At 62.5% G+C, this 25,662-nt stretch carries 23 protein-coding genes, 1 other RNA gene and 2 pseudogenes; 7 read left to right on the plus strand and 19 right to left on the minus strand.

Going from position 1 to position 25,662, the window contains the following annotated elements:
- Positions 1-20: 20 nt before the first annotated feature.
- A complete protein-coding gene (locus X773_RS60495) occupies positions 21-608 on the minus strand; it encodes a 5-formyltetrahydrofolate cyclo-ligase (protein WP_023678037.1) in 588 nt (195 codons plus the stop codon).
- Between the two features lie 141 nt (positions 609-749).
- Positions 750-905: non-coding RNA, 6S RNA (gene ssrS, locus X773_RS74655), on the minus strand.
- Between the two features lie 176 nt (positions 906-1,081).
- Here ssrS and X773_RS60500 point away from each other — a divergent pair.
- From X773_RS60500 to msrB, 5 genes are all read left to right on the plus strand, one after another.
- Complete coding sequence (locus X773_RS60500) at positions 1,082-1,921, plus strand: MoxR family ATPase (RefSeq protein ID WP_023678038.1); 840 nt, start codon at positions 1,082-1,084, stop codon at positions 1,919-1,921.
- A 117-nt stretch (positions 1,922-2,038) separates the two neighbouring features.
- Positions 2,039-2,485: a GNAT family N-acetyltransferase gene (locus X773_RS60505; protein ID WP_023678039.1), complete on the plus strand. Its 447-nt coding sequence runs from the start codon at positions 2,039-2,041 to the stop codon at positions 2,483-2,485.
- 8 nt (positions 2,486-2,493) lie between these two features.
- The gene (locus tag X773_RS60510) at positions 2,494-3,684 is read left to right on the plus strand and encodes a VWA domain-containing protein (RefSeq protein WP_023678040.1); all 1,191 of its coding nucleotides are present in this window, start codon (positions 2,494-2,496) and stop codon (positions 3,682-3,684) included.
- Positions 3,685-4,506 (plus strand): hypothetical protein, encoded by an 822-nt coding sequence (locus tag X773_RS60515; protein WP_023678041.1) that lies wholly within the window; start codon positions 3,685-3,687, stop codon positions 4,504-4,506.
- 109 nt (positions 4,507-4,615) lie between these two features.
- Positions 4,616-5,020 carry a peptide-methionine (R)-S-oxide reductase MsrB gene (gene msrB / locus X773_RS60520; protein WP_023678042.1) on the plus strand — a complete coding sequence of 135 codons (405 nt, stop codon included), beginning with the start codon at positions 4,616-4,618 and terminating at the stop codon, positions 5,018-5,020.
- 3 nt (positions 5,021-5,023) lie between these two features.
- On the opposite strand, the gene X773_RS60525 is transcribed toward msrB, so the two are convergent.
- The 13 genes and pseudogenes from X773_RS60525 to X773_RS60585 all read right to left on the minus strand — a co-directional run bounded on the left by X773_RS60525 (position 5,024) and on the right by X773_RS60585 (position 19,646).
- Positions 5,024-5,338, minus strand: a complete 315-nt coding sequence (locus X773_RS60525; protein ID WP_023678043.1) for a hypothetical protein — start codon at positions 5,336-5,338, stop codon at positions 5,024-5,026.
- Between the two features lie 66 nt (positions 5,339-5,404).
- The gene (locus X773_RS60530) at positions 5,405-5,845 is read right to left on the minus strand and encodes a hypothetical protein (RefSeq protein ID WP_023678044.1); all 441 of its coding nucleotides are present in this window, start codon (positions 5,843-5,845) and stop codon (positions 5,405-5,407) included.
- Between the two features lie 61 nt (positions 5,846-5,906).
- Positions 5,907-6,167 carry a DUF2312 domain-containing protein gene (locus X773_RS60535; protein ID WP_023678045.1) on the minus strand — a complete coding sequence of 87 codons (261 nt, stop codon included), beginning with the start codon at positions 6,165-6,167 and terminating at the stop codon, positions 5,907-5,909.
- 164 nt (positions 6,168-6,331) lie between these two features.
- Positions 6,332-9,790 carry a pyruvate carboxylase gene (gene pyc, locus X773_RS60540; protein ID WP_023678046.1) on the minus strand — a complete coding sequence of 1,153 codons (3,459 nt, stop codon included), beginning with the start codon at positions 9,788-9,790 and terminating at the stop codon, positions 6,332-6,334.
- A gap of 231 nt (positions 9,791-10,021) precedes the next feature.
- Complete coding sequence (locus X773_RS60545; protein ID WP_023678047.1) at positions 10,022-11,152, minus strand: branched-chain amino acid ABC transporter substrate-binding protein; 1,131 nt, start codon at positions 11,150-11,152, stop codon at positions 10,022-10,024.
- A gap of 138 nt (positions 11,153-11,290) precedes the next feature.
- The gene (locus tag X773_RS60550) at positions 11,291-11,638 is read right to left on the minus strand and encodes a DUF6867 family protein (protein ID WP_023678048.1); all 348 of its coding nucleotides are present in this window, start codon (positions 11,636-11,638) and stop codon (positions 11,291-11,293) included.
- A 19-nt stretch (positions 11,639-11,657) separates the two neighbouring features.
- Positions 11,658-12,386: an ABC transporter ATP-binding protein gene (locus X773_RS60555; protein ID WP_023678049.1), complete on the minus strand. Its 729-nt coding sequence runs from the start codon at positions 12,384-12,386 to the stop codon at positions 11,658-11,660.
- 17 nt (positions 12,387-12,403) lie between these two features.
- Positions 12,404-13,555 (minus strand): annotated as a pseudogene (locus tag X773_RS60560) (ABC transporter ATP-binding protein); the annotation flags it as partial.
- Positions 13,555-15,183, minus strand: coding sequence for a high-affinity branched-chain amino acid ABC transporter permease LivM (gene livM, locus X773_RS60565; protein ID WP_023678051.1), 1,629 nt, complete (start codon positions 15,181-15,183; stop codon positions 13,555-13,557). The gene livM and the pseudogene X773_RS60560, both read right to left, overlap by 1 nt.
- Before the next feature lie 4 nt (positions 15,184-15,187).
- Positions 15,188-16,090 (minus strand): branched-chain amino acid ABC transporter permease, encoded by a 903-nt coding sequence (locus X773_RS60570; RefSeq protein WP_023678052.1) that lies wholly within the window; start codon positions 16,088-16,090, stop codon positions 15,188-15,190.
- Between the two features lie 333 nt (positions 16,091-16,423).
- Positions 16,424-17,425, minus strand: coding sequence for a 4-hydroxyproline epimerase (locus tag X773_RS60575; RefSeq protein WP_023678053.1), 1,002 nt, complete (start codon positions 17,423-17,425; stop codon positions 16,424-16,426).
- 28 nt (positions 17,426-17,453) lie between these two features.
- Positions 17,454-18,704, minus strand: coding sequence for an FAD-binding oxidoreductase (locus X773_RS60580; protein WP_023678054.1), 1,251 nt, complete (start codon positions 18,702-18,704; stop codon positions 17,454-17,456).
- Positions 18,705-18,752: 48 nt separating this feature from the next.
- Entirely contained in the window at positions 18,753-19,646 is an 894-nt protein-coding gene (locus X773_RS60585) for a dihydrodipicolinate synthase family protein (RefSeq protein WP_023678055.1), read from the minus strand.
- A 103-nt stretch (positions 19,647-19,749) separates the two neighbouring features.
- Here X773_RS60585 and X773_RS60590 point away from each other — a divergent pair, with 103 nt between their 5' ends.
- Positions 19,750-20,403 carry a GntR family transcriptional regulator gene (locus tag X773_RS60590; RefSeq protein ID WP_023678056.1) on the plus strand — a complete coding sequence of 218 codons (654 nt, stop codon included), beginning with the start codon at positions 19,750-19,752 and terminating at the stop codon, positions 20,401-20,403.
- A 13-nt stretch (positions 20,404-20,416) separates the two neighbouring features.
- Here the strand turns inward: X773_RS60590 and X773_RS60595 are convergent, their stop codons facing one another.
- From X773_RS60595 to X773_RS60605, 3 genes are all read right to left on the minus strand, one after another.
- On the minus strand, positions 20,417-20,731 hold the full coding sequence (locus X773_RS60595) for a hypothetical protein (RefSeq protein ID WP_023678057.1): 315 nt from the start codon (positions 20,729-20,731) through the stop codon (positions 20,417-20,419).
- Positions 20,732-21,034: 303 nt separating this feature from the next.
- Positions 21,035-21,331, minus strand: coding sequence for a hypothetical protein (locus tag X773_RS60600; protein ID WP_023678058.1), 297 nt, complete (start codon positions 21,329-21,331; stop codon positions 21,035-21,037).
- 190 nt (positions 21,332-21,521) lie between these two features.
- Positions 21,522-23,018 (minus strand): CoA-acylating methylmalonate-semialdehyde dehydrogenase, encoded by a 1,497-nt coding sequence (locus X773_RS60605; RefSeq protein ID WP_023678059.1) that lies wholly within the window; start codon positions 23,016-23,018, stop codon positions 21,522-21,524.
- A 378-nt stretch (positions 23,019-23,396) separates the two neighbouring features.
- On the opposite strand from X773_RS60605, the gene X773_RS60610 reads away from it, so the two are divergent.
- A complete protein-coding gene (locus X773_RS60610) occupies positions 23,397-24,278 on the plus strand; it encodes a LysR family transcriptional regulator (RefSeq protein WP_023678060.1) in 882 nt (293 codons plus the stop codon).
- 37 nt (positions 24,279-24,315) lie between these two features.
- Here the strand turns inward: X773_RS60610 and X773_RS60615 are convergent.
- Positions 24,316-25,593: pseudogene (locus X773_RS60615) on the minus strand (D-amino acid dehydrogenase); the annotation flags it as partial.
- Between the last annotated feature and the right edge of the window lie 69 nt (positions 25,594-25,662).

Here is a 25,662-nt window from a genome sequence, read left to right on the forward strand (position 1 = left end):
CCATGCGTCCAGGAACTTATCTACAATTTCGGCGCGAAGCGACGCAACCCGCTCTCGGTGAGTATTTCCGGAATGATCACGTCATGCGGCTCGTCAGGCACCACGGCCACCTCCTGGCAGTCGAAGGCAATGCCGATCAGCCGCGGCTGCTGCCCCTTGTCGACCAGCCGCGCGATCGCCCGGTCGTAATAGCCGGCGCCGTAGCCGATGCGGTGGCCGCGCGCATCGAAGGCGGCAAGCGGCACCAGCATCAGCTGGGGATCGAGCACCTCGGCTTCCTCGTGTGGCCCGACGGTGCCGAAGCCCATGTCGACCATCGGCGCGCCGCGCACCAGTTCGCGAAAGACGATGATGGTTTTGTCGAGAATGGCCGGCAGGCAGAGCCTTGCCCCCTTTTCGCGCAAGGCAAACATCAGCGGCCGGACGTCGACTTCCGAGCGCATCGGCCAGAAGCCTGAGACGATCTGGCCCGGCGCGACGGTGATCCGGTCGCGCGCCGTCTCGGCCATTTCGAGTGCTGCCTCCACCCGCCAGAAAGGATCGAGCGCGTCGCGGCGCCCGAGGGCTTGGTTGCGGAGATTTTTTTTCAGGTCTTTTGGGGATGTCATGCGCCGACGTTAGAAAAGGTCAGATTTGGATGGAGTTTTACGAGCGACGTTTTGGAGGAGCGGGGCGAACTTTTCGTTCGTGAGAGCACCGCACAAAGCGGCGCGACGACAAGATCCGCCAGACATGGCCTTTTCGATAGGTGACGATCCACACAACCGGTGGAGAGAGCGATCCCGGGAACCTACAAAGTAGGTGGGCGCCGTATGAGAAAACCCACGGGTCTTCCCAGGGACAGCTCCCTAGGGATCATTAAGGCCCCGGGGAAAATGTTCTCCTGCCGGGAAGCGCAGACCGTCTCCGCCAATATAGGCAGACGGCAGACCAAGCGCCAGAGAGACGACATGTTTCGAGTCTTAAATCGACGCAGAACCGCTCGACGAGGGTCGCGCCGGCAAGATCCCCGCTTTGCCAGCAGCGCCTTGCACAGCGAAGGCCGCGTCCTTAGGGTCGCGCGATGAACCCGGGAGCAAAAATGCGTTTCGAAGGCACGGCAGCCTATGTTGCCGACAAGGATCTGATGGTGGCGGTCAACGCGGCGATCGCGCTGGAGCGGCCGTTGCTGGTCAAGGGCGAGCCCGGTACCGGCAAGACCGAACTTGCCCGCCAGATGGCGGCGGCGCTCGGCCTGGATCTGATCGAATGGCACGTCAAGTCGACCACGCGGGCGCAGCAGGGCCTCTATGAATATGATGCCGTCTCGCGGCTGCGCGACAGCCAGCTCGGCGACGAGCGCTTCAACGACATCCGCAATTACATCAAGCGCGGCAAGCTGTGGGACGCCTTTGCTGCCGGCAAGAAAGTCGTGCTTCTGATCGACGAGATCGACAAGGCCGATATCGAGTTCCCCAACGATCTGTTGCAGGAACTGGACCGGATGGAGTTCTTCGTCTACGAGACCGGCGAGACCATCCGCGCCACCGTCCGGCCGATCGTCATCATCACCTCCAACAACGAAAAAGAGCTGCCGGACGCCTTCCTGCGCCGCTGCTTCTTCCACTACATCCGCTTTCCCGACGTCGAGACGCTGCACAAAATTGTCGACGTGCACTATCCCGGCATCAAGCAGAACCTGGTGCGCGCCGCACTCACGCAATTCTATGAAATCCGTGACGTGCCGGGCCTCAAGAAGAAGCCGTCGACCTCCGAGGCACTCGACTGGATCCGCCTGCTGGTCGCCGACGACATCGCGCCCGAAGACCTGCGCGCCGACCCGAAGAACGCGCTGCCGAAACTGCACGGCGCCTTGCTGAAGAACGAACAGGACGTGCATCTGTTCGAGCGCCTGGCCTTCATGGCGAGACGGCAGGGGTGAGGGGCCGGTCGGCCGGAAGCCCACGAAGTCACCGGACAGCGCTTTCCCGGTGCTGGACCGTTGCCTCTAGCCGGGCACGGAGGCAGCTTCAGGTTGCCGACTTCAGAGGGAAACGAAATGACCGAGATCACCGTCCGCCCATTGGCGCAATCTGACCATACCAATTGGCGGCGTCTGTGGACCGCCTATCTCACCTTCTACGAAACCAAGCTGCCGGAAGAGGTTTACGCCGTCACCTGGAAGCGGCTGTTCACGGCGGGCGAGTTCGAGCCGAAAGGTTTCATCGCCACCCTCGACGGCAAGGCCGTCGGCCTGACACACTATCTTTACCATCGCTCCTGCTGGTCGCAGATAAACAACTGTTATTTGCAGGACCTGTTCGCCGACCCCGATGTGCGCGGCAAGGGCGTCGGCGCCGCCCTGATCGAAGCGGTCAAGCAGGAAGCCGGCAAGATCGGCGTCAAGAACGTCTACTGGATGACCCACGAGACCAACACCACCGCACGCAAGCTCTACGACCACGTGGCGCGCAGGACCGGCTTCATCGAGTATGATCTGCTGTAGACGGTGAGATGTTCATCCCCTTCTTCCTCGAACTGAAGGCAGCGCGGGTTCCGGTCTCGCTCCGCGAATATCTGTCGCTGCTGGAGGGGCTGGAAGCCGGGCTGGTCGACTATGATGTCGAGGGCTTTTACTATCTCGCCCGCGCCGCTCTGGTGAAGGACGAGCGCCACATCGACCGCTTCGACCAGGTCTTTTCGCACATCTTCAAAGGTGTCGAGGCGCAGGCTGGCAAAAACCCGGTCGATGTCGCAAACATCCCGGAGGAATGGCTGCGGAGGCTCGCCGAAAAGCACCTGACCGATGAGGAGAAGAAGCTGATCGAGGCGCTGGGCGGCTTCGAAAAGCTGATGGAGACGCTGAAGAAGCGGTTGGAGGAGCAAAAGGGCCGGCATCAGGGTGGTTCGAAATGGATCGGCACCGGCGGCACCTCGCCCTTCGGCGCCTATGGCTACAATCCCGAAGGCGTGCGCATCGGCCAGCACGAGAGCCGCAACCGCCGCGCGGTAAAAATCTGGAACAGGCGCGAGTTCAGGAATTTCGACGATGCCGTCGAACTCGGCACCCGCAACATCAAGGTCGCGCTGAAGCGCTTGCGCCGCTGGATGCGCGAAGGCGCCGAAGAGGAGTTCGACCTGCCCGGCACCATCCACGCCACCGCCGAGCACGGTTATCTTGACGTTAAGACACAACCCGAACGTCGCAATGCCGTGAAGCTGCTGATGTTCTTCGATGTCGGCGGCTCGATGGACGACCATGTCAGGAGCGTCGAGGAGCTGTTTTCGGCCGCCCGCGCCGAGTTCCGCCAGCTCGAATATTTCTATTTCCACAACTGCCTCTACGAAGGCGTGTGGAAGGACAATCGCCGCCGCCATGCCGAGGTGATTCCGACCTTCGATCTCCTCCATAAATATGGCCCCGACTACAAGGTGATCGTCGTCGGCGACGCCTCGATGAGCCCCTATGAGATCGCCCAACCCGGCGGCTCGGTCGAGCATTGGAACAAGGAGGCCGGTGCCGTCTGGCTCGGCAGGCTGCTGCAGCAATGGCCGAACGCCATTTGGCTCAATCCGGAAGACGCGAAGAACTGGGGCTATACCCATTCGATTGCCATGATCCGCGATATCTTTGGCGGCCGCATGTTTCCGCTGACGCTCGCCGGCCTGGAAGCCGCGACGAAGCAACTTTCAAGGAAGCACTGAATGGATCCACGCAAAACAGGACGGTCGACCTGTTTCCTTTGCCTGCAATGCGGTGTCCAGTTCGCGGCGACAGCGACGCCGCCGCGATATTGCCCGATCTGCGAGGACGAGCGGCAATATGTGCGCTGGGAGGGCCAGGCCTGGACCACGCCGGAAGAGCTCGCCGCCGGGCATCGGCTCGTGATCAAGGATGATGCCGGCGTGCTCGCCTTCGGCATCGAGCCGCGCTTCGCCATCGGCCAGCGCGCATTGCTGGCGCAAACGCCGCACGGCAATGTGCTGTGGGACTGCATCTCGATGGTCAGCGACGAGGCATTGGCGGAGATCAACCGCCGGGGCGGCCTGGCCGCCATCGCCATTTCGCACTGCCATTATTATTCGGCAATGGTCGAATGGAGCGCGGCGTTTGGCGGCGTGCCGATTTATCTGCACGCCGATGATCGTCAGTGGATCATGCGGCCGCATCCGGCAATCATCAGTTGGGAGGGCGAGATGCGCGCCATAAACCCGTCGCTGACGCTCATCCGCTGCGGCGGCCACTTTGCCGGTGGCCAGGTGCTGCACTGGAAGCGCGATGCCGGCAATGCCATCCTGGCCGGCGACATCCTGCAGGTGACGCCGACCCGCCGTCATGTCAGCTTCATGTACAGCTATCCGAACTATATCCCGCTCAACGCGACGAAGGTGCACGGCATCAAGGCCGCGCTGGAGCCTTTCGCGTTCGACCATATCTACGGCGCATGGTGGAACCAGAACGTCATCGGAGATGCAAAGGCGGCATTTTCAGCATCGGTTGCGCGCTATCTCGCGGCCATCGCCTGAGGAATTCTTTGCAACGGGATAGGAAATACGGGCAAACGCCGTAACAAATGCCTATTTCAGGCGAAGTTGGGAAGGCAACCCAAATAGCGAGATAAGCTAAGAGGAAAAAATGGACAGCCACACCTACCCCGTTACCCGCACCGATGCCGAATGGCGCGCCCGGCTGACGCCCGAGCAATATGCGGTGATGCGCAACCACGGCACCGAGCGGCCGGGAAGCTGCGCCCTGCTGCACGAGAAGCGCGCCGGCACCTTCTCCTGCGTCGGCTGCGACCAGCCCTTGTTTGAATCCAAGCTGAAATTCGAGAGCGGCACCGGTTGGCCGAGCTTCAACGACCCAGTGCCGGGTTCGCTCGAGACCACCGTCGACCGCAGCTATGGCATGGTCCGCACCGAGTGCCATTGCGCCCGCTGCGGCAGCCATCTCGGCCATGTCTTCGACGACGGCCCGCCGCCGACCGGTCTGCGCTATTGCGTCAACGGCGTGGCGCTCAAATTCGATCCGGCCGCCTGATCGTCAGGCCACAACCACCAGGATCAGCCACAACGTGGCGCCAAGCGTCATCAGCGAGGCCATGACGCCACTCGATTTTCCGGCAGTTCGCCAAACGGCAAAGGTCAGGAAGATATTGTAGGGCACCGGCGCGAAATGCACCGCCAGGACGAGCGCAAGCGGCAGCTTCAGCCCGAGCAGAATGAGCGCCGCCACAGATGACGCGACGTTGATCGCTGTGCCGACAACGACCAGGTCGCGCCAGAACAGCCGATCGAGCGGCACGCCGCCGAACCAGCGTGAGCGGAAGAAGGCGGCAACGCGCGACATGATCGTCATCGATCGACCGGCTCCCTCGCTCTGCTCACCAGAGCGATTCTAAGGATTGCGTCTGGAAACCCAGCTTTATTCCTGACCCAGAACTTCGGCAATCGCGCGCTCGAAACGCGAGGCTTCCGTCACCAGCCAGTCGGTCATCGCCGGCCAATTGTCCTCGGCAAAACAATTCACCCGCCACATCGAATTGATGCCGAGGCCGTCGCAACTTTGTTCTGGCCTGAGCTTCAGCCTGTCTTCGATGGCCGGCTGGAACGGCTTCAACCGCGACCAGGCTTGCGTGGCACCGAACTTCTCGTTGCGGCCGAAGAAGACGCCGACATGATTCTGCGCAGGCGCGACGTACATGGAAAGGACCAATGCGAAATCGGGCAGCCCACGCTGCCAGAACCACGGTCCGCGCCTCGCCAGCAGAGCCCTTTCATCCGGATGCCGTTCCGCGAACAGCATCCAGAAGCTGCGTTGGCGGAATTCAGAGGCGCGGCGGGCGCCAAAATCGAATTCGCTCATGGCTGGAATCCATGGTAAGAACCGCTTCTCCCGCGATCGTCTCCGGCGCCGAGGCCGGCCTTTACACCATGCCGAGCGCAGCCTTGTACAGATCGAGGATGGATTCCTCTTCCTGCCGCTCGGCCTGGTCCTTCTTGCGCAGCCGGATAATCGACCGCATCGCCTTGGTGTCGAAGCCGGTGCCCTTGGCCTCTGCGAACACTTCCTTGATGTCGTCGGCAATCGTCTTTTTCTCTTCCTCGAGCCGCTCGATGCGTTCGATGAAGGCGCGCAGCTGGCCGGCGGCAACAGTCTGGCTGGTCTCGATGATGTCGTCGGCCATAGTCTTCTCTCCGCGTCGTTTTCTCACCGCGACTCGGGGTGACCCGAGCGGCGAATTGCAGCGGTTCGATGCCCGACCGGGCGCGGCGGGTCAAGGTGCTATCGATGCGGCATGAAGGGTTGCTGCCAGGCGCCGACAAGGCCCTATCGAGATGCTGGCCTAACTCACCCGAATGCGATCAGCAGATCCTTGGCATCGATCTGGTCGCCGGCCTTGACCAGCACCTCGGCTATGGTGCCGTCGCGTTCGGCATGCAGCGCTGTTTCCATCTTCATCGCTTCGATCGACAGCAGCACGTCGCCGGCCTTCACCGCCTGGCCGGCAGCCACCGCAAGCGCCGAGACGACGCCAGGCATCGGCGCGCCGACATGCGCCTCATTGCCCGGCTCCGCCTTGCGCCGTGCCTTGGCGGCGGAGGCGCCATGCGCCCGGTCCGGCACCTTCACCCGGCGCGGCTGCCCGTTGAGCTCGAAGAACACGGTGACCATGCCCTTTTCGTCGACATCGCCGATGGCAAGGCAGCGCACCACCAGCGTCTTGCCTTTTTCGATGTCGACGAAAATCTCGTCTTCCGGCTTCATGCCGTAGAAATAGGTCGGCGTCGGCAGCACGCTGACCGGCCCGTAGGTCTCCTGCGCGGCGGCAAAATCGGAAAACACCTTCGGATACATCAGCCACGACGCGAACTCGAACTCACTGAGCTTGCGCTCGAGCTTTTCCTCGACCTCCGTGCGACTGGCCTTGAGGTCCGCCGGTTTGAGCAGCGAACCCGGCCGCACCGTGATCGGCTTTTCGCCCTTCAGCACCTTCTTCTGCAATGGCTTTGGCCAGCCGCCCGGCGACTGGCCGAGATCGCCGCGCAACATCGACACCACCGAATCCGGGAAGGCGATGTCCCTCGCCGGATTCTCGACGTCGGCGACGGTCAGGTCCTGGCTCACCATCATCAGCGCCATGTCGCCGACGACCTTGGACGACGGCGTCACCTTGACGATGTCGCCGAACATCAGATTGACGTCGTGATAGGTCTGCGCCACTTCATGCCAGCGTGTCTCCAGCCCGAGCGAGCGCGCCTGTTCCTTGAGGTTGGTGAACTGACCGCCCGGCATTTCGTGCAGATAGACCTCCGATGCCGGCCCCTTCAGGTCGCTTTCGAAGGCTGAATACTGGTTGCGCACCGCCTCCCAGTAGAACGAGATGTTCCTGATCCACTGCGGGTCGAGGCCCGGATCGCGCTCGGTGCCCTTCAGCGCCTCCACGATCGAACCGAGGCACGGCTGCGAGGTGTTGCCGGATAGCGAATCCATCGCCGCGTCGATGGCGTCGACGCCGCTCTCGACCGCCGCCAGCACGGTTGCCGCCGACAGGCCGGATGTGTCGTGGGTGTGGAAGTGGATCGGCAGGTCCGTCGCCTCGCGCAGCGCCTTGAACAGCACGCGGGCAGCGCTCGGCTTTAGAAGCCCAGCCATGTCCTTGACGGCGATGATATGGGCGCCTGCTGCCTGCAATTCCCTGGCCAGGCCGACATAGTATTTCAGATCGTATTTGGCCCGCGCCGGATCGAGTATGTCGCCGGTATAACAGATCGCCGCTTCGATCAGTCTGCCCTCGGCGCCGACCGCATCCATGGCCACGCGCATGTTCTCGACCCAGTTCAGGCAGTCGAAGACCCGGAACAGGTCGATGCCGCCGGCAGCGGCCTGGCGGACGAAATGCTGGACGACATTGTCGGGATAGTTGGTATAGCCAACGCCGTTGGCACCGCGCAGGAGCATCTGCAGCACAAGGTTGGGTGCTGCCTCGCGCACCAGCGACAGCCGCTCCCATGGGTCTTCGGTGAGAAAGCGCATGGCGACGTCGAATGTGGCGCCGCCCCAGCATTCGAGCGACAAAAGCTGTGGCAGCGCGCGCGCATAAGTGCCGGCAATGCCGGCGATGTCATAGGTGCGTACCCTTGTGGCGAGCAGCGACTGATGCCCGTCGCGCATTGTCGTGTCGGTGACCAGCACCTCTTTTTGCTCGCGCATCCACGCGGCGAATTTCTCCGGCCCGAGCACGTCGAGCTTCTGCTTGCTGCCTTGAGGCACATTGCCGTTGAGATATGGCACCACCGGTGGCGCCGCATCGGCCTTTGGCTGCGGCCGGCCGCGCGTCTCGGGATGACCATTGACCGAAACGTCGGCAAGGTAGTTGAGCAGCTTGGTCGCGCGGTCCTGCCGCTTCACACTGGCGAACAGTTCCGGCGTCGTGTCGATGAACTTGGTGGTGTAGGAATTGTCGGCGAAGCTCGAGTGATTGATGATCGCCTCGAGGAACGTGAGGTTGGTCGCCACGCCGCGGATGCGGAACTCGCGCAGCGCCCGGTTCATGCGGGCAATGGTCTCGGCCGGCGTCGGCGCCCATGCCGTCACCTTCTCCAGCAGCGGGTCGTAGAAGCGGGTGATGACCGCGCCCGAATAAGCGGTGCCGCCGTCGAGGCGGATGCCGAAGCCGGTGGCGCCGCGATAGGCGGTGATGCGGCCATAGTCCGGGATGAAATTATGCTCGGGATCTTCGGTAGTGATGCGGCACTGCAGCGCGTGGCCGTTCAGCCTGATGTCCTTTTGCGCCGGCACGCCCGATTCCGCCGTGCCGATGGCAAAGCCGTCGAGGATGTGGATCTGCGCCTTGACGATGTCGATGCCGGTCACCTGTTCGGTGACGGTGTGCTCGACCTGGATGCGCGGATTGACCTCGATGAAATAGAATTTTTCGGTATCGGCATCCTGCAGGAACTCGACTGTGCCGGCGCCGATATAGCTGGTCTCGCGCGCGATCCTCAGCGCGTAGCCGCAAAGCTCCTCGCGCTGTGACATTTCGAGGTAGGGCGCCGGCGCCCGCTCGACCACTTTCTGGTTGCGGCGCTGGATCGAACAATCGCGCTCGAACAGGTGCACGGCGTTGCCATGTGTGTCGCCCAGCACCTGCACCTCGACATGGCGCGCGCGCTCGATCAGCTTTTCGAGATAGACTTCGTCCTTGCCGAAAGCCGCCTTCGCCTCACGCTTGCCTTCCATCACCTCGCGCGCGAGATCGGCCTCGGAGCGGATGGCGCGCATGCCGCGGCCGCCGCCGCCCCAGGACGCCTTGAGCATCACGGGGTAGCCGATCGTCTTGGCGAGTTCCTTCACCGCCGCCATGTCGTCCGGCAAGGGATCGGTAGCGGGAATTACCGGCACACCGACTTCGATTGCGAGATTGCGGGCGGCGACCTTGTTGCCCAGCCTGCGCATCGTATCCGGCTTTGGCCCGATGAAGATGATGCCGGCCTTGGCGCAGGCTTCGGCGAATTCCGGGCTTTCCGACAGCAGGCCGTACCCTGGATGGATGGCATCGGCGCCCGATAGCCTGGCGACGCGGATAACCTCCTCGATCGACAGATAGCTTTCGATCGGCCCCATATCCCTGGCCAAATGCGGCCCGCGCCCGACCTGGTAGCTTTCGTCGGCCTTGAAGCGATGCAGGGAGTATTTGTCCTCCTCTGCCCAGATCGCCACGGTTTTGAGGCCGAGCTCGTTTGCCGCGCGGAAGACGCGGATGGCTATTTCGGAGCGGTTGGCGACAAGGATCTTCGAGATTGCCAAGGACAGGGCTCCGGACGCGGGGAAGGGGACTGCCGGACATGATTAGCGCGAAAATGCTGCAGTGCAAACAAAATCGAAAAGAGGATTAAACCGATTTAATTTGATCTATCGCGCTGACACATTGCGTGTCGATCCGAAGAACGCCTGGGCAGTTCCGATCCAGGCTTTCGGGAACTCTCATAAAAAATGCCCGGCGCGAGGCGCCGGGCATTCTCATGTAGCAACGTCCGGTTATTTGCCGGGTGCGTTCTCGACATAGGTGTACTTGCCGTCGTCACCCTTCTTCCAGGTGTACATGACGTAGTCAGGACGGGTGATATCGCCCTTCGCGTCGTAGCCGATCTCGCCGATCGCGGTCTTCCAGGGGCCGGCCGACTTGATGGTCTCGGCTACCTTCTGAGCGTCATCGGCTGAACCGGTCTTGGTGATGGCGGCCGCGATGATTTCCATCGCTGCGTAGGAATAGAGGGTATAGGCCTCGGGCTCGAAGCCGGCCGCACGGAACTTCTCGACGAGTTCCTTGGCGTTCGGATTCTTGCGCGGATCCGGAGCGAACGTCATCAGCGTGCCCTCGACGGCGTCGCCGGCGATGGAGGCCAATTCGTTCGACACGATGCCGTCGCCGGACATGAAGGTTGCCTTGAGGCCCTGGTCAGCGAGCTGGCGTATGATCAGGCCGGCTTCGGTGTGCAGGCCGCCATAGTAGACGACCGAGACGCCCGCGTCCTTCATCTTGGCGATGAGGGCCGAGAAATCTTTGTCGCCGACATTGATGCCTTCATACATGGCCTCAGTCACGCCGTTGGCTGCGAGCGCCTTCTTGGTTTCGTCGGCGAGGCCCTGGCCATAAGGCGTCTTGTCATGGATGACAGCGATCTTGGCATCCTTAAAGTTCGCGGCGAGATAGTCGCCAGCGACCTTGCCCTGCTGATCGTCGCGTCCGCAGGTGCGGAAGGTGTTCCACATGCCACGTTCCGTCAACTTCGGATTGGTCGCGGCCGGCGTGATCTCAAGGATGCCGTTCTCGGCGTAGACTTCCGACGCCGGGATCGAGACGCCGGAGTTGAAGTGGCCATCGACGTACTTGACGCCGTCGGCGACGAACTTGTTGGCGACCGAGATGCCTTGCTTGGGATCGGAGACGTCGTCGCCGACTTCAAGCTTGAGCTGCTGGCCAAGAACGCCGCCCGCCGCATTGATATCGGCGACTGCCTGTTCGGCACCCTTCTGAAGCTGGGCGCCGAACGCTGCGTTCGGACCGGTGATCGGACCGGCGACGCCGATCAGGATGTCAGCCCACGCGTTGCCGCTGAACGCGACAAGCGCGGTCAGGGCGACGGCAGACAAAAGTGACTTTTTCATTGAAACGCTCCCATTTACCGAGTGGGCGTGGATGTTGCTTTCATGCGATGCCCACTCTTGCTCGCAGAAAGAGTACTTTGCCGATTTTCAGGCACTTGTCACGCCGATTCATCCCTGAAACGCCGTTAATGATAAATGTCAACCTTTTGGTTTCCAGCTCAAAAGAGAGGCTCTTTCGTAAAGCCAATTATACTGCGTTACCATCTGGTTGGTGCGCGTGTATTGGTAGCCGATGAAGCCCAAGATCATCAGCACAATGGTATCGACGATGTAGTAATGCAGCGAGAACATCGTTCCGCCGAACAGCGCGTGATGAATGAACCTTATGCCGATGCCGAGCCCCAGCATGAAGGCGAACAACTGGGCGAAGCTGCGCCACGTCTGCGCACACGCCTTCCCCGTCATCCACGCCGCCCAGCCGCCGAGCAGGCAGGTGACGAAGAAGAACTGCCAGATCGAGGGTTCCTCATAGAGAATGCCCTGCATGATTGATGTCTCCTGAAACTCAGTGATGGCCGCCTTCGAGATAGGCGGCGCGCACTTCCGGATTGGCGAGCAACTCCTTGCCGGTGCCGCTCATCGTCACATTGCCGTTGACCATGACATAGCCGCGCGTGGCGAGCTTCAGCGCGCCGAAGGCGTTCTGCTCGACCAGGAACACGGTCAGGCCTTGAGTCCGGTTCAACTCGCGGATTGCGTCGAATATCTGCTTGACGATCAGCGGCGCCAGGCCGAGCGACGGCTCGTCGAGCAAAAGCAGCTTCGGCCGCGCCATCAGCGCGCGCCCGATCGACAGCATCTGCTGCTCGCCGCCGGACAGCGTGCCGCCACGCTGGGCAATGCGTTCCTTCAGGCGTGGAAACAGCGTGAACACCTTCTCGACGTCCTCGTCATAATGCTCGAGGTTGTCGAGGCTGGCGCCCATTTGCAGGTTTTCCATCACCGTCATGCGCGGGAAAATGCGGCGCCCTTCCGGCGACTGGGCGATGCGCATGCGCGCGATCTCGTGGGTCGGCAGTTGGGTGATGTCGGTACCGGCGAATGTGATGGTACCCGCGCGGGCGCGGGGAGCACCGAAGATGGTCATCATCAGCGTCGACTTGCCGGCGCCGTTGGCACCGATCAGCGCTACGATCTCACCTTGCTTGACCGTGACATCGACGCCGTTCAGCGCCCTGATGTTGCCGTAGTAGGTCTGGACGCCCTTGATATCGAGCAGCGTTGTACCGGCCATCATTTACGCCCTCCGCGCCGATTGGAGACGCGCGGCGTCTTCGGCTTCACCGGAGCCTTGGTGGCCGGCTTTGCTGCAGAGGATTTCGCGGCAGAAGATTTCGCCGTCGGTTTGGCTTTGGCCTGCGCTGCCGCCTTGCTTGCTGCTGCACTCGACCTCGCATCGAACTGCCCGGCTTTCGAGGCACCTTTCGACACGGTGACGCGCTCGCCCTCGCTGTGGCCGACCGTGTCGGCAACCGGTCCGGCGAGATACGAAGCCGATGTGCCTGGGCCGTGGGCGGCATCCGGGCCCGTATCCAATTGCTCGATGACATCTTCGTCGCCGACTTCGGTGAGCACCGTCTCGACCTCCTCGTCGTCGACGCCAAGATAAGCGGCGATGACGCGCGGGTCGGTCCGCACCGATTGCGGGTTGCCGTCCGAGATTTTGCGCCCGTATTCGAGCACCACGACGTGATCGGAAATCTGCATCACCACCGCCATGTCGTGCTCGATCAAAAGGATCGACGTGCCGGTGTTGTCCTTGATGTCCATCAGCAGCGCATTGAGCCCCGCCGATTCTTTCGGATTGAGACCAGCGGCCGGCTCGTCGAGGCACAGAAGCTCAGGCCCGGTGCACATGGCGCGAGCGATTTCGAGCCGCCGCTGCGCGCCATAGGGCAGATCGCCGGCCGGATCGTCGGCGCGGTCGACAAGGTCGGCCTTCTCCAGCCAGTGCTCGGCCAGTTCAACCGATTCCGCCGAAGCCTGTCTGTAGCCGCTGTAGCCGAACAGGCCGAGAATGGTGTAACCGGAGGCCTTCATCAGCTTGTTGTGCTGAGCGACCAAAAGGTTCTCCAGTAGCGTCATGCCCGAGAACAGGCGGATGTTCTGGAAGGTGCGCGCCACCTTGGCGCGCGCCGGGATCTCATGGTTCGGCAAGCGTTCAAGCAGGAACGTGGAGCCGTCGCGCCGGTTGAGCGTGATCATGCCTTCCGACGGCTTGTAGAAACCGGTGATGCAATTGAACACGGTGGTCTTGCCGGCGCCGTTGGGACCGATCAGGGCGGTGATCTCGCCGCGCTTGGCCTGGAAGGAAAGGTCGCCGATGGCGACGAGACCGCCGAACTTCATCGACAAATGCTCGACCTGCAGGATGGCATTGTTCACGGAGGGGCTCGCGTTCATCAGCCGTGTCCCTCCTTGGTGAAGGACCCAGACACCGCCCTGCGCACCTTGAGGAAAGCTGTCGGCTCGCGGCTGCCGACGAAGCCGCGCGGCTTCCACAGCATGACGATGACCATCGCCATGCCGAACAGCAGCATGCGGTACAGTTCCGGCGTGAAGCCGGACCCGAAACCGGGTATGACCGTAGTGTTGCCCCACCTGAGGCCGGTCTTGAGGAAATCCAGTTCGCGCAGGACTTCGGTGCCGCCGATCATCACCATGGCGGCGACGGCAATGCCGACCAGCGAGCCCATGCCGCCAAGCACGACGATGGCGAGGATGATCGCCGATTCCAGGAAGACGAAGGATTCCGGGCTGACGAAGCCTTGCCGCGCGGCAAAGAACGAGCCAGCGAAGCCGCCGAACATCGCGCCCGTGGCAAAGGCGGTGAGCTTGGTGGTGGTGGTGTTGATGCCGAGCGAACGGCAGGCGATCTCGTCCTCGCGCAGCGCTTCCCAGGCACGGCCGACCGGCATCCGCCTGAGCCTCACGGTGACGAAGGCCGTCAGCAGGCAGAGCCCGAGGATCAAATAGTAGAGGAATATCTTGTAGTAGGCACCCGATTGGGCGATGCCGAGCACCTTCGAGATGTAGTTCGGATCGGAGACGTTGAACGACATCAGGCCGAAGAAAGACACCTTCGGGATGCCGGAAATGCCGGCCGAGCCGTTGGTCACCTCGCGCCAGTTGATGATCACCAGCCTTATGATTTCGCCGAAGGCGAGCGTCACGATCGCCAGATAGTCACCGCGCAAGCGCAGCACCGGGAAGCCTAGCATCACCCCCCAAAACGCAGCCATCAGGCCGGCGGCGGGCAGCAGGATCCAGAAGGAGAGGCCGAAATGCGTGCCGAGCAGCGCATAGGCGTAGGCACCGACGGCGTAGAAGGCGACATAGCCGAGATCGAGCAGGCCGGCCAAGCCGATAACGATATTCAGCCCCCAGGCCAGCATCACGTAGATCAGGATCTGGATGCCGTAATTGTCGACATATTTCAGCGAGCCCTGGAAACCGGCGGCCATCGACCCGGCATATAGCGCCAGCACCAACACCACCACGATCGGGTAGAGCGCCAGTGCAGTTATGCCCAATGCCGAGAAATGAGCATGAATGAAGGCCCGGAAATGATAAATCAGCCAGGCCAGCGCATAGATGATTGCAAGCGCCCGCACGAACCGCACGAAATCGGAAAGTTCCGGCCCTAAGGCGTCGGTCAGAAAGCCGCTGAGCGCGAGCAGAATAACGGCGACGGCGAGCGCCACGATGAACGCGGGAAAGCGGAAGAATCGCGAAGCCAGGCTGACCGGCAGCAGGCCGGTGGCGACGTCGACGATCTTCTGGTTCGCCAGGAAGGGTTGGCCATAGGCGACGTAAAGGAAGCGTCCGGCCATGGTGGCGATCACGACGCCGGCGAGCAAGCCCCAGCGCTGCACCAGGATCAGTTCGTTGGAGATGTTCTGGTCGGTCTTCAGGCCGATGAACAGCACGAACAGGCCAAGCGAGATGGCGCCGGCATAGAGCGCTTCGCGAAAAGCGCGCTGGACCGGGGTGGCGACGACGGTGCTTTCCGGAGACACGGTAACCGCCATGATCTCAGACCTTTTCGACTTCTGGCCGGCCGAGAATGCCGGAAGGCAGGAAGATCAGCACGATCGCCAGGATGGAAAAGGCGGCGACGTCCTTGTAATCGATCGAGAAATAAGCCGACCACATGCTTTCGATGAAGCCAATCATCAGCCCGCCGAGCACGGCGCCGGGCAGTGAGCCGATGCCGCCGAGCACCGCGGCAGTAAATGCCTTCACACCGGGCGTAAAGCCGTCGGAAAACACCACCACACCGTAGTACATCAGGAACAACGTGCCGGCGACGGCGGCAAGGGCGGCGCCCATGATGAAGGTGATCGAGATGGTGCGGTCGACGTCGATGCCAAGCAGTGCGGCCATCTTGCGGTCCTGCTCGCAGGCGCGCTGCGCCCGACCGAGCGAGGTCTTGTTGACCAGGTACCAGAACAGCGCCAGCAGGACTATGGTGACCAGGACGATGATGATCTGCTTCAGCGAGACGCTGATGCCTTCGATGTTGTAGACCTTGGACACCATTGGCGGGACCGGCTTGTTGCGCGGCCCTTGGGTCACCTGGACGAAATTGGACAGCGCAATCGACATGCCAATCGCGGTGATCAGCGGCGCCAGCCGGAATGAACCGCGCAAAGGCCGGTAGGCCACCTTCTCGATCGTCCAATTATACAGGCTGGTCAGCAGCATCGCGACGATCATCATGATCAGCAGCGCAACGACGATCGGCAGCGAATAGAACAACGCACCGAGGATAAGGAAAACGATGAGCGCGGTGAAAGCGCCGATCATGAAAATGTCGCCATGGGCGAAATTGATCATGCCGATGATGCCGTAGACCATCGTATAGCCGATCGCGATCAGCCCATAGATCGATCCCAGCGTCAGCCCATTGATAAGCTGCTGGACAAAATACTGCATGCTGTCGTGGCTCCCCTGGAATGTCGCCCATGCAGACGCATTCCTTTTCGTATTTCCCCTAGTCGTAAAGTTTCGAGCCCGGATTGCAACGTGATTTTTCGATCATTATGCGTGTTTTCGCCGCACGCCGTTCGATTGCCCGTTTTGTTCCCGTCCGCCCCCTGGACCATCGCGGACCCTACCATTGGCCTAACGCAATGTCTTTGACGATTCAATCGCAGCATGCGCTCCATTTCGAAGAAATCGCCGTCAAAATAAGTTGATGAGCGGGATCGTTGCGCCGTTGACGTCAATCCGCTTGCGCTCTCTCTTTCCCTTGGGTCAGTGTTTTTTCTATTTGACGACGAAGCCGTGCGCGAACGGGTCGCGGTCGTCGATGAAGATCGTGTTCAATCCGGTCATTCGTGCCCAGCCGCCGATCGAGGGAATGATTGCCGGCTTGCCGGCGACGGTGACCTCTTCCTCGACCCTGCCCTTGAACAGCGAACCAATGATCGATTCGTGGACGAAGTCGTCGCCAACCCCAAGCTTGCCCTTGGCGTGAAGCTGCGCCATACGCGCCGAGGTGCCGGTGCCGCAGGGCGACCGGTCGATTGCCTTGTCGCCGTAGAAGACGGCGTTGCGGGCATCGGCTTGCGGGTTGGTCGGCGCGCCGGTCCACAATATGTGCGACAGCGTATTGATGCCGGGATTCTCCGGATGCACGAAGGTATATTTTTCGTTGAGCCGCTGCCGCACCACCGGGCTCCAGGCGATCAGTTCGCCGGCCGAATGGTCGGCCATGTCGCGATAGGTCTTTTGCGGTTCGACGATGGCGTAGAAATTGCCGCCATAGGCGACATCGACGCTGATCTCGCCGAGCCCGGGGCATTCGACCGTCAGTGCCTCGGCATAGAGGAAGGAAGGCACATTGGTGATGCGCACCTCCTCGACATAGTCGCCGACTTGGCTGTACTCCGCTACGACCACGCCCGCCGGCGTATCCAGCCTGAGCACGCCCGGTGTCTTCGGCTTGATCAGCCCATGCTCGACGGCAAAAGTTACCGTGCCGATGGTGCCGTGGCCGCACATCGGCAAGCAGCCCGAGGTTTCGATGAACAGGATGGCGATGTCGCAATCTTCACGCGTCGGCGGATAGAGGATCGAGCCGGACATCACGTCATGGCCGCGCGGCTCGAACATCAGCCCGGTGCGGATCCAGTCATATTCGGCCAGGAAATGCGCTCGCCGCTCCATCATCGTTGAGCCCTTGAGCAAAGGCCCACCGCCGGCGACCAGCCGCACCGGATTGCCGCAGGTGTGGCCGTCTATGCAGAAGAAGGAATTCTTGGCCATGCCGGCTCCCAACTGAATGTCTTCGAACTCAAAACCGTTGCGGGCTGAACGGGCCGAGATCGAGCGATGGATTCTGCCCGAGAACGAGCTCGCGGATCAAGCGCCCGGTCGCCGCAGCCTGGGTCAGGCCGAGGTGACCGTGGCCGAAACCATACACCACCGACGGCGTTTGTTGCGACCGCCCGATCACCGGCAGCGAATCCGGCAGCGACGGCCGGAACCCCATCCATTCGCGTCCATTGGCCGGATCCAGTCCCGGCAGGAATTTCTGCGCCTTTTCGAGCAGCGCTTTCGAGCGCGCATAATTGGGCGGCCTCTCAAGGCCGCCGAGTTCGACCGCGCCGCCGACGCGCAGGCCCGTCTCGAGCGGCGTGATGACGAAGCCATGCCCGGAGAAGATCAATTGCCGCTTTACGTCGAAGGCAGTCTTCGGCAACGTCGTGTTGTAGCCACGCTCGGTCTCCAGCGGGATTCCGTCGCCGAGATGTCTCGCCAGCAGATGCGACCAGGCCCCGGCAGCGATGACGACGTGCTTCGCCCGTCGCCGCGTGCCGTCGGCCGTGGTCAAGATCGCGCCGTCCTGTCCCGCCTTGACACGCTCGATCCGGGCCCTTTCGAACCCGGCGCCCAACCTCTCGGCATAGGCCCACAAGGCCTTTCCAAGCAGTTTGGGATCGGCAACGGTTTTCCACCCCGGCACGAACGTTCCCTTGACGAAGCGCGGCGACAGACCGGGCTGCAGGGCTGTGAGAGCGCTCCCGTCGACATGGCTGAAGCCGATGCCGAAGCGCTGCCTTGCCGCCCAGCCGGTCAGCGAGGCCTTGAACTCGGCCTCGCTGTCGTAGAGTTCGAGCGAGCCGTCCTCATGCAGCATCGGCCGTGTGCCGGAACGGTCGAGCAAGCCCATCCATTCCGCCTCGGCGAGCTTCATCATCGCGGCCTGCGCGGCAAGGCCGGCTTCATAGCGGTCGCTTCGGCCGGCGCGCCAGAAGCGGACCAGCCAGGGCAGCAGCTTCGGCAGATACGCGGGTGGGATGCTGAGCGGGCCGAGCGGGTCGGCGAGCCATTTCGGCAACTGCTTGATCATGCCCTTGTGGGCGAGCGGCAGCACATCGGAGAAGGCAAAGGCAGCGGCATTGCCGGAGCTGGTTTCCTCACAGATCCCCGTCCGATCGAAGATCGTGACATTTTGGCCCGCCTCTGCCAGAAAGGCGGCGGCGCAGATGCCGATGATGCCGCCACCAATGATGGCGACATCGAGCGTAGCATTATCATTCATTGCCATGCGCCGCGCTGCACATCTGCAAATGCCTTCAAAGCGACTGGATCAGAATGTCGGCAGCTCTGGCCGCACCGCCAGCGCATCCCTGACGATCTTTTCGACTGCCTTGCGCCGCTCGCCCGACAATGGCTGGCGCGGCATGCGCACGCGGTCGTTGGTGTTGATCGCCAACACTTCGGCGAGCTTGATGTTCTGCACCAGATAGGTCGAGACGTCGAGGTCGAGCAGCGGCCGGAACCAGCGGTAGATCTTCAACGCCTCCTCGCGGCGGCCCTGTCTCATCAGTTGGTAGATGGCGACGGTCTCGCGCGGGAACGCGGTGACCAGGCCCGCCACCCAGCCGATGGCGCCGACCGACAGCGCCTCGAAGGCGAGATTGTCTACGCCGGTGAACAAATCGTAGCGGTCGCCGAGGCGGTTGATGATCTCGGTCGAGCGGCGGATGTCGTCGGAGGACTCTTTTATGGCGACGAAGCGTTGGTCCTTCGCCAACTCCTCCATCTGGTCGACGGTGACGTCGACGCGGTAGGCAAGCCGGTTGGAGTAGATCATCACCGGCAGGTCGCCGGCCGCGGCGGCGGCGCTGAGTGCCGCGACCGTCTCTTCGGCATTGGTATGGTAGATCGGACTCGGCACCACCATCAAACCGTTGGCGCCTGCCTTGGCAGCGCGGCGCGCGATCGCCGCCGCCTCGCGTGTACCGGCCTCGTTGACCGTCAACAGCACCGGTTTCTTGCCGGCGATCTTCTGCGCGGTCTTCAGCACCGCGATCTTCTCGTCGTGCGACAGCATCGGGCCTTCGCCGAGCGACCCGCAGACGATGATGCCGTCACAGCCGGCCTCCATCTGCAGCGCAAAGCAGCGCTCCATCTCGGCATGGTCGAGGCCGTCGTCCTTGGTGAATTTGGTCGTAACGGCGGGGAAGACTCCGGCCCACATGTCGATCACTCCATCTGATATATCAGCCGTATATTTCTTAAGAAGCCGGCTGTCAACATTGAATCTGATATGATATATCAACAATATATCAGGAGAAGTCGCATTGGTATATGACAGACCGGGCTCCGAGCCGGCGACCGCGAAGGCCTACCGCAGGCTCGAGCACATGATCGTAACTCTCGAACTGGCGCCGGCGAGCTTCATCACCGAGGGGGCGCTGATCGACAGGCTCGGCCTCGGCCGCACCCCGGTTCGCGAAGCAATCCAGCGGCTGGCCTGGGAGGGGCTGCTCGAGGTCCGGCCGCGCGCCGGCATCGCCATCGCGCCGCTCCACCCCGGCGACTGGCTGCGTGTCCTCGACGCCCGCCGTGGCGTCGAGGTGGTGCTTGCCCGCTCGGCCGCCCGCTTCGTTACCCGCGAGGCCGCCGACCTGTTCCATGACGCTGCCCTTGCCATGCAAAAGGCAGTGATTTCGGAAAATGTGTTCTACTTCATCCAGGCCGACAAGGCGCTCGACGAGGCGCTGGCGCTGGCTGCCGACAACCCGTTCGCCGCGCGCCTGGCGGCACCCTTGCAAACCCACAGCCGTCGCTTCTGGTTCCGCTACAAGGCCGATACCGGATTGGCCGAATCGGCCGAGCATCATGTCGCGCTGATCCGTTCGATCCTCGCCGGCGACGAAGAGGCCGCGGCCAAGGACGCCAAGCGGCTGATGGCGCTTTTGCGCGGCCATGCCGAGGCGGCTGCTACGCGCTGAGCCTGCCATTTCGTCATGCGCCCTGGCCGGGCAGGGCCATCACGTTTTCCCAATTGTCGCCGGCCGCGACGATGCAGCTTCTGCCAGCGATATCGGTGACGACGATGGTCCAGGTTCCGGTCTCGGCGACAAAGACTTCCATGACCGCCTCATGACCGATCAGCCCCAAAGCAAACTGCCTTTCCTGGAACTTCTCGCTCAAATGGGCGACGATCTCGCCATGTTCAACGCAGTATTGATATTGCGCGCCTGCGGTGTTCGTACCCACCGCCAATGCGCCAGCAAGAACCAGGGTTTTCACCCATCTCAACAGCGATTTGCGTGCCATAGGGCACCTCCTTTGCCATCACGTTCCGGCAAAGGAGGGGTTTGACGGCCTCATTTTGCCGGAGCGATTCAGGCCGGTTCCGACGTCATCATCATCGCGTCGTTCCTTTCTGTGTTCCGGTCTGCCATTGGTGGGAACGATTCCAGATGTTCCCATTATGTTCTCGATATATGGTATCGGCAATGGAAAAGCGCAAGCAGGCGCCCAAGCGGGCGCCTGCAGATCCGTTTTACGGTTGTCGCCGAAAGAATGGGCCACAGGCCGCGCGGCCATGCCGAGGCGCGCAGACCCGTGATAAATCGTTCAGATGCCTGGCAGCGCCGCTGTCGTCATCGCGCTTTCCCAGCCTTCGCCGACTGAAATCACGCAGCTTTGACCTTTTGTGTCGCTGGCGAGGATGGTCCAGGTGCCCTTGTCGGAAACGAAGACTTCAAGCACCACATTCGGATTGACGACGCCGACCGCGCTCGGGTTTTCATGAAACTTCTCGCCGAGCGCCTTGACCATATCGGCGCGAGCCGCGCATTGCTCGGCAGCCATTGCCGGGACGGCGGAAAGGGCCATCGCAGCGCAAGCTATAGTCGCCATGAGACGTGTCATCTGACACCTCCTTTGCGCCGGACATTTCCCCCGGAGCCGTCACCAGCGCCGTTGGTTGATCTGCCAGCGTCTCCTTCGCGGCAGGACTGCAACCTAAGAAGATTGCTGCCTTCTTGGTTCCATCACATTAACGTTCAAACGAAAAGGCCCGGGTCCGAGCCCAGGCCTCGTTCAGTGTTTGCGATCTGGATCAGTTCATCGTCGGGATGACGAACTCGGCACCGTCCTTCACACCGGACGGCCAGCGCGACGTCACCGTCTTGGTCTTGGTGTAGAAGCGGAACGCGTCCGGCCCGTGCTGGTTGAGGTCGCCGAAGGAGGACGCCTTCCAGCCGCCGAAGGTGTAGTAGGCGATCGGCACCGGGATCGGCACGTTGATGCCGACCATGCCGACCTGAACCCGCGAGGCGAAGTCGCGCGCCGCGTCGCCGTCGCGGGTGAAGATGGCGACGCCATTGCCCATCTCGTGCTCGTTGGCGAGCTTGATGGCGTTCTCGTAGGTCGGTGCGCGAACGACCGAGAGCACCGGCCCGAAGATCTCTTCCTTGTAGATGCGCATGTCGGCGGTCACATTGTCGAACAGGCAGCCGCCCATATAGTAGCCGTTCTCGTAGCCCTGCATGGAAAAGCCGCGGCCGTCGACGACCAGCTTGGCGCCTTCCTTGACGCCGGTGTCGACATAGGACTTGACCCGCTCCAGCGCCTGCGCCGTGACCAGCGGGCCGAAATCGGCGGAAGAATCCGTCGACGGACCGACCTTCAGGCTCTCGACGCGCGGCACCAGTCTTTCCATCAGCCGGTTGGCGGTGTCGTTGCCGACCGGGACGGCCACCGAGATCGCCATGCAGCGCTCGCCGGCCGAGCCGTAGCCGGCGCCGATCAGCGCGTCGACGGTCTGGTCCATGTCGGCATCCGGCATGATGATCATGTGATTCTTGGCGCCGCCGAAGCACTGCACGCGCTTGCCGGCCGCGCAGCCGCGCGAATAGATGTACTGGGCGATCGGTGTCGAGCCTACGAAACCGATGGCCTTGATGTCGGGATCGTCGAGGATGGCGTCGACCACTTCCTTGTCGCCGTTGACGACATTGAGGATGCCCGCCGGCAGACCGGCCTCGATGAACAGTTCGGCAATCCGCATCGGCACGCCCGGATCGCGCTCCGACGGCTTGAGGATGTAGGCATTGCCGCAGGCGATGGCCGGCGCGATCTTCCACAACGGGATCATCGCCGGAAAATTGAACGGCGTGATGCCGGCGACCACGCCGAGCGGCTGGCGCATCGAATAGACGTCGATGCCGGGGCCGGCGCCATCGGTGAACTCGCCCTTCATCATATGCGGCGCACCGATGCAGACCTCGACCACTTCGAGGCCGCGCTGGATGTCGCCCTTGGCGTCGGCGATGGTCTTGCCGTGTTCGCGCGCCAATATCTCGGCCAGCGCGTCATACTCCTTGGCGACCAGCTCGAGGAACCGCATCAGGACGCGTACGCGTCGCTGCGGATTGGTCGCCGCCCAGCCGGGCTGTGCGGCCTTGGCGTTTTCGACCGCCGCGCGCAATTCCGCCTGCGAAGCCAGCGCCACCGTGCCGCGCACCGTGCCGTCCATCGGCTGCATGACGTCCTGCTTGCGGCCGCTGGTTCCGGCGACGCGCTTGCCGCCGATGAAATGACCGTATTCGATCATGGTCTCTCTCCCTGGTTCGTGATGAGGCATTGTCCGCCTTTGCGGGAGCGATGGCAACGCGAGCGAAAACGCAACCGTTGTGCGGAGAATAGATAGCGGTTGACGGCAGAGCATCAATTCTCGCAAATAGGAAGAATGCAGGTCCCCAGCAGCAAGGATTGAGAATGAGTTCCTTCACCGCCCCCCTCTGTCCTGCCGGACATCTCCCCCTCAAGGAGGGAGATTGGCTGTCACGCCCGCCTTCGGAAATCTTCACTGCGGCAAGAAAGACGCCTGCGGCGGAACTGCCAATCTCCCCCCTTGAGGGGGAGATGTCCGGCAGGACAGAGGGGGGCGCGAAGGAACGCGGTTTTGATCGTTATCGCCAAGACCACCCTCATGAACTGGGATGATGCCCGTATCTTCCTTGCCGTAGCGCGGGCCGGCCAGATCCTCGGCGCCGCCAGGCGGCTGGAGCTTAATCACGCGACCGTCTCGCGCCGCATTGCCGCCCTCGAGGATGCGCTCAGGACAAAACTGTTTCGCCGGCTTACCACCGGCAGCGAGCTGACGCCGGCGGGCGAGCGTTTCCTCGAGATTGCCGAACGCATGGAGGGCGACATGATCGCCGCGCGCTCGACCGTTTCAGGCGAAGGCGACGACGTCTCGGGCACCGTGCGCATCGGCGCGCCGGACGGCTTTGGCGTCGCCTTCCTGGCCAGGCGCCTCGGCGCGCTGACCGCTCTGCACCGTGAGCTCACCATCCAGCTGGTGCCGGTGCCACGCTCCTTCTCTTTGTCCCGGCGCGAGGCCGACATTGCCATCACCGTCGAACGGCCGACGGAAGGCCGCCTGGTGGCGGGAAAGCTGGTCGACTACACGCTCGGCCTGTTCGCGTCGCGGGCCTACGCCGACACCCATGGCCTGCCCGGAACCGCCGCCGAGCTAGGCCAGCATACGCTGATCGGCTACGTGCCGGACCTGATCGTCAGTCGCTCGCTCGACTACGCGGCCGAATTCAGCCCCGACTGGCGCACCAGCTTCGCTATTTCCTCCGCGCTCGGCCAGGCCGAAGCAGTGCGTTCCGGCGCCGGCATCGGCATCCTGCACACCTTCGTTGCCCGCTCGATGCCGGAGCTGGTGCCTCTCGATATCGTCGCACCCATACGCCGCGCCTACTGGCTGGTCTATCATGAATCGGTCAGGCCGCTGCGCCGCGTCCAGGTCGTCGCGAGCTTCATTACCAAGGCCGTCGAACGGGACAGGGGTTTGTTTGCGTGAGCCTGCCGGCCGCTGGCTGTCTTAGCTGGTGGGCGTCTTACTTGGCGTATCGTCCGGGCCCGAGATCGCCGACGTCGATGTCCGGCACCCGGCTGGAGATGATGTCGGCCAGAACTTTGGCCGAGCCGCAGGCCATGGTCCAGCCGAGTGTGCCATGGCCGGTGTTGAGATAGAGATTGGAGAAATCGGTGCGGCCGATCAGCGGCGGCCCGTCGGGTGTCATCGGCCGCAGCCCGCACCAGAAGGTCGCCGATCGCATGTCGCCGCTGCCCGGAAACAGGTCGCCGACCGAATGTTCGAGCGTGCGCCGCCGCGATTCGTGCAGCCGCAGGTCGAAGCCGGAAATCTCCGCCGTGCCGCCGACCCGGATACGGTCGCCGAGCCGGGTGATCGCTACTTTGTAGCTCTCGTCCATCACGGTCGAGACCGGTGCGGCGGCGGCGTCCTTGATCGGCAGGGTGATCGAATAGCCCTTGACCGGGTAAACCGGGATGGGCCGCTTCAGCATGCGCATGAACCGTGCCGAATAGCTGCCCATCGCCATCACATAGGCATCAGCGACCATCCAGCCCTTGCTGGTGCTGACGTTGGTAATGCGATCGCGCTTCTTGACGACGCGCCGTATCTCCGTGTCGTATTCGAAGGTGACGCCGCGTGCCGCGCAAAGCTCGGCAAGCCTGTCGGTGAACATCTTGCAGTCGCCGGTTTCGTCGCCGGGCAACCGCAGGCCACCGACGAATTTTTCGCGCACGCCGGCCAGCCCAGGCTCGGCCGCAATGCAGCCGTCGGGGTCGAGGACCTCGTAGGGGACGCCATAGGCCTTCAGCACCTCGACATCGCCGCCGACGCCGTCGAGCTGCTTTTGCGTTCGGAAGAGCTGCAGCGTGCCCTTGGCGCGCTCGTCATAGGCGATGCCGGTCGCCTCGCGCAGCGCCTTCAGCGTGTCGCGGCTGTACTCGGCCAGCGGCACCATGCGCGCCTTGTTCAGCGCGTAGCGTTCAGCCGTGCAATTGCGCAACATCTTGACCAGCCATATCCACATATGCGGATCGAGGGCCGGTCGCACCACCAGTGGACCGTGCTTCATCAAAAGCCATTTGATGGCCTTCAGCGGAACGCCGGGCCCGGCCCAGGGCGAGGCATAGCCGGGCGAGATCTCGCCGGCATTGGCAAAGCTGGTTTCCAGCGCCGGGCCTTTCTGGCGATCGATCACCGTCACCTGATGACCGGCCTCGGCAAGAAAATAGGCGGTGGTGACCCCGATCACGCCGCCGCCCAGCACGAAGATCTTCATCGTTTGGTTCTCCGCGGCGGCATCTCGTCGGGATTCGAGACCGGGATCATCGCCGCCTCATGTCTGCCGGATTCTGTGGCGTCAGCCAAG

This window comes from Mesorhizobium sp. LSJC280B00, assembly GCF_000502835.1.
Taxonomy (GTDB): Bacteria; Pseudomonadota; Alphaproteobacteria; order Rhizobiales; family Rhizobiaceae; genus Mesorhizobium.

What these genes read in the sequence shown, in the direction of transcription:
- X773_RS60495 (WP_023678037.1), bottom strand. Translation starts at nt 608, where the DNA reads ATGACATCCCCAAAAGACCTGAAAAAAAATCTCCGCAACCAAGCCCTC.
- X773_RS60500 (WP_023678038.1), top strand. Translation starts at nt 1,082, where the DNA reads ATGCGTTTCGAAGGCACGGCAGCCTATGTTGCCGACAAGGATCTGATG.
- X773_RS60505 (WP_023678039.1), top strand. Translation starts at nt 2,039, where the DNA reads ATGACCGAGATCACCGTCCGCCCATTGGCGCAATCTGACCATACCAAT.
- X773_RS60510 (WP_023678040.1), top strand. Translation starts at nt 2,494, where the DNA reads ATGTTCATCCCCTTCTTCCTCGAACTGAAGGCAGCGCGGGTTCCGGTC.
- X773_RS60515 (WP_023678041.1), top strand. Translation starts at nt 3,685, where the DNA reads ATGGATCCACGCAAAACAGGACGGTCGACCTGTTTCCTTTGCCTGCAA.
- msrB (WP_023678042.1), top strand. Translation starts at nt 4,616, where the DNA reads ATGGACAGCCACACCTACCCCGTTACCCGCACCGATGCCGAATGGCGC.
- X773_RS60525 (WP_023678043.1), bottom strand. Translation starts at nt 5,338, where the DNA reads ATGACGATCATGTCGCGCGTTGCCGCCTTCTTCCGCTCACGCTGGTTC.
- X773_RS60530 (WP_023678044.1), bottom strand. Translation starts at nt 5,845, where the DNA reads ATGAGCGAATTCGATTTTGGCGCCCGCCGCGCCTCTGAATTCCGCCAA.
- X773_RS60535 (WP_023678045.1), bottom strand. Translation starts at nt 6,167, where the DNA reads ATGGCCGACGACATCATCGAGACCAGCCAGACTGTTGCCGCCGGCCAG.
- X773_RS60545 (WP_023678047.1), bottom strand. Translation starts at nt 11,152, where the DNA reads ATGAAAAAGTCACTTTTGTCTGCCGTCGCCCTGACCGCGCTTGTCGCG.
- X773_RS60550 (WP_023678048.1), bottom strand. Translation starts at nt 11,638, where the DNA reads ATGCAGGGCATTCTCTATGAGGAACCCTCGATCTGGCAGTTCTTCTTC.
- X773_RS60555 (WP_023678049.1), bottom strand. Translation starts at nt 12,386, where the DNA reads ATGGCCGGTACAACGCTGCTCGATATCAAGGGCGTCCAGACCTACTAC.
- livM (WP_023678051.1), bottom strand. Translation starts at nt 15,183, where the DNA reads ATGGCGGTTACCGTGTCTCCGGAAAGCACCGTCGTCGCCACCCCGGTC.
- X773_RS60570 (WP_023678052.1), bottom strand. Translation starts at nt 16,090, where the DNA reads ATGCAGTATTTTGTCCAGCAGCTTATCAATGGGCTGACGCTGGGATCG.
- X773_RS60575 (WP_023678053.1), bottom strand. Translation starts at nt 17,425, where the DNA reads ATGGCCAAGAATTCCTTCTTCTGCATAGACGGCCACACCTGCGGCAAT.
- X773_RS60580 (WP_023678054.1), bottom strand. Translation starts at nt 18,704, where the DNA reads ATGAATGATAATGCTACGCTCGATGTCGCCATCATTGGTGGCGGCATC.
- X773_RS60585 (WP_023678055.1), bottom strand. Translation starts at nt 19,646, where the DNA reads ATGTGGGCCGGAGTCTTCCCCGCCGTTACGACCAAATTCACCAAGGAC.
- X773_RS60595 (WP_023678057.1), bottom strand. Translation starts at nt 20,731, where the DNA reads ATGGCACGCAAATCGCTGTTGAGATGGGTGAAAACCCTGGTTCTTGCT.
- X773_RS60600 (WP_023678058.1), bottom strand. Translation starts at nt 21,331, where the DNA reads ATGACACGTCTCATGGCGACTATAGCTTGCGCTGCGATGGCCCTTTCC.
- X773_RS60605 (WP_023678059.1), bottom strand. Translation starts at nt 23,018, where the DNA reads ATGATCGAATACGGTCATTTCATCGGCGGCAAGCGCGTCGCCGGAACC.
- X773_RS60610 (WP_023678060.1), top strand. Translation starts at nt 23,397, where the DNA reads ATGAACTGGGATGATGCCCGTATCTTCCTTGCCGTAGCGCGGGCCGGC.